Here is a 1,828-nt window from a genome sequence, read left to right as displayed (position 1 = left end):
CTTTTAGATGGCAAAAATGATGATAATCAAGATCAGTCATCTGCTTATGACAGAAGCATTTACAGACCTCTTGATACACCCCATACCGTTATGAATGACAGTGTTCCTTTTTAATAGAGGGTATTTAAATGTCTGATAAGCCGCCGCTCCATACCTTTAGTGCAATCTGTAAATCTAAGCCAGTTTATAACTATACTATTACAGAGCAAGAGATAAAATCATTACAACATAATAATAAGATTGAGACATTCTGTAATATATCATCAGACTTTCTAATTGTAATGATGGTCATTATCTTCGTGTGGATGATACGTGATGATGATGATTGGAAAAAATTAGCAGCCTTTGGTATATCAGTAGTGTTACTGTTATTTGTAGTGATTTTGGGTGGAGAGACACGGTCAAACTCAGAGGAAATTTGGGAAAACGTTAAACAGGTGTCTGAGGTTATCTGTGAAAAAAAATAAAAAAAGGGGACGCCCTAAAATAGCAGGGCAGGTAAGAGAACCAAACGGACGTATATCACGTGCAAAAGCACCGCGTGAAGCCGTTGATAAATTGGCAATAGAAATGCGTGCAAAGCGCTTCGGTTTAACGCTACAAGAGGCAAAAAATCCACTCTCTGGGTCTTATATAGGGCGGCTTTGCTTGCAAGGCGTGCTTACTCAAGAGCAATACGACGCCGCGCAACAATATCTACAGATAAGAAACGACTATTTATGCGCAAAGGGCTTGCCTAATGCAATTTATGACGAAATGCCGTCATCTTCAGATGATAAGGCAAGGGATAAGTGGGTAGAATTTGCAACAGAGCAGTTTATAAACACGCAAGAGGCACTAAAAGAAGCCCAATGCCTCTATAGACAATATAACCTTTATGCAGCGTTACAGTATCTCGTTATAGAAGATCAAATGTTACCACATCTTGTGAATTCATTACGCGTTACTCTTAATGTGCTTTATAAGTACTTTTCATTAGACAATTTTCCAAATAAACTTGATCAACGCTATCGTTAGTATTAACCCCAATATTACTCCAATTATTCCCAAAATCACTCTCAAACTTTCTTTTATACCTATACCGATTAAAACTAATAACCCTAAAATTATTATCCCTATTGTTATATTCCACATAAAAAGTGCAATTATACCACCAATGAAACCACAAATTAGAAGTGGTATTCCACAAGTTATTAAAGCTATGTCTTTAATGTTATCTTGTAGACCATCTTCACGTATTGTTTTTATCATTATACATGATATGATAAAACTCACGGCAGATATAGCTAGCAATAGAGCAGCCACTTTTTCTTGTAGATCATTTCCTATAAGGTTAGAATTAAATATTATAAGTGTAGGAATCCATGGAACAAACGTTGGTAAAAATAGTACAGTGCAGTATGCAACTATTTCTTTCCCTTTTTTTCCTGCTTTTTTAATGGCATGTATTGCATTGAATAGCATTAATAAAAACAATGCTATCAAAACTCCAATAAAGCATAAATTTTCTATAATCATTATCTTCTCTTTTTTGACGATCCACTGTTTAGAACACTGCTTAACCGATTCCTTTTGAATATATCAATATGTGTTATTTTTATGTTGACAAATTGTAGCAAATCGTATTTAATGACATTGCTGTACTTAGGCGTATTGTGTCTAGACGAGAGGCAGTGCAGTTTGAAATCCCCGCAAATGCGGGGTTTTTTATTATCTAGAGGGTGTATTTTATGACATCACAAAATACAGAACAGGCTCCACAACCGATTAAAAAGCGTATACCCCCAAAGGCAGGTCAAGGGCGTGTCAAAGGCGTTCCGAATAAGAT

Annotated in this window: 3 protein-coding genes and 1 pseudogene; 3 read left to right on the top strand and 1 reads right to left on the bottom strand. The window is 35.9% G+C overall.

Annotated features, from left to right (window positions below; all coding sequences use genetic code 11):
* The 3 genes and pseudogenes from ACFIJP_RS08960 to ACFIJP_RS08950 form a co-directional block, all read left to right on the top strand.
* Positions 1-114, top strand: a pseudogene (locus tag ACFIJP_RS08960) (single-stranded DNA-binding protein); the annotation flags it as partial.
* A gap of 14 nt (positions 115-128) precedes the next feature.
* A complete protein-coding gene (locus tag ACFIJP_RS08955) occupies positions 129-467 on the top strand; it encodes a hypothetical protein (RefSeq protein WP_375627053.1) in 339 nt (112 codons plus the stop codon).
* Positions 454-1,017, top strand: a complete 564-nt coding sequence (locus ACFIJP_RS08950) for a hypothetical protein (RefSeq protein ID WP_375627051.1) — start codon at positions 454-456, stop codon at positions 1,015-1,017. Before ACFIJP_RS08955 ends, ACFIJP_RS08950 begins: the two co-directional genes overlap by 14 nt.
* On the opposite strand, the gene ACFIJP_RS08945 is transcribed toward ACFIJP_RS08950, so the two are convergent.
* Positions 976-1,518 carry a hypothetical protein gene (locus tag ACFIJP_RS08945; RefSeq protein WP_375627049.1) on the bottom strand — a complete coding sequence of 181 codons (543 nt, stop codon included), beginning with the start codon at positions 1,516-1,518 and terminating at the stop codon, positions 976-978. The genes ACFIJP_RS08950 and ACFIJP_RS08945 overlap by 42 nt on opposite strands.
* Between the last annotated feature and the right edge of the window lie 310 nt (positions 1,519-1,828).

The organism is Bartonella sp. MU37NMGALS, from assembly GCF_042194015.1.
Lineage (GTDB): Bacteria > Pseudomonadota > Alphaproteobacteria > Rhizobiales > Rhizobiaceae > Bartonella > Bartonella grahamii.
This window is presented reverse-complemented; position numbering and strand designations above follow the sequence as displayed.

Coding starts and splice junctions, on each gene's coding strand:
- ACFIJP_RS08955 (WP_375627053.1), top strand. CDS start 129: ATGTCTGATAAGCCGCCGCTCCATACCTTTAGTGCAATCTGTAAATCT.
- ACFIJP_RS08945 (WP_375627049.1), bottom strand. CDS start 1,518: ATGATTATAGAAAATTTATGCTTTATTGGAGTTTTGATAGCATTGTTT.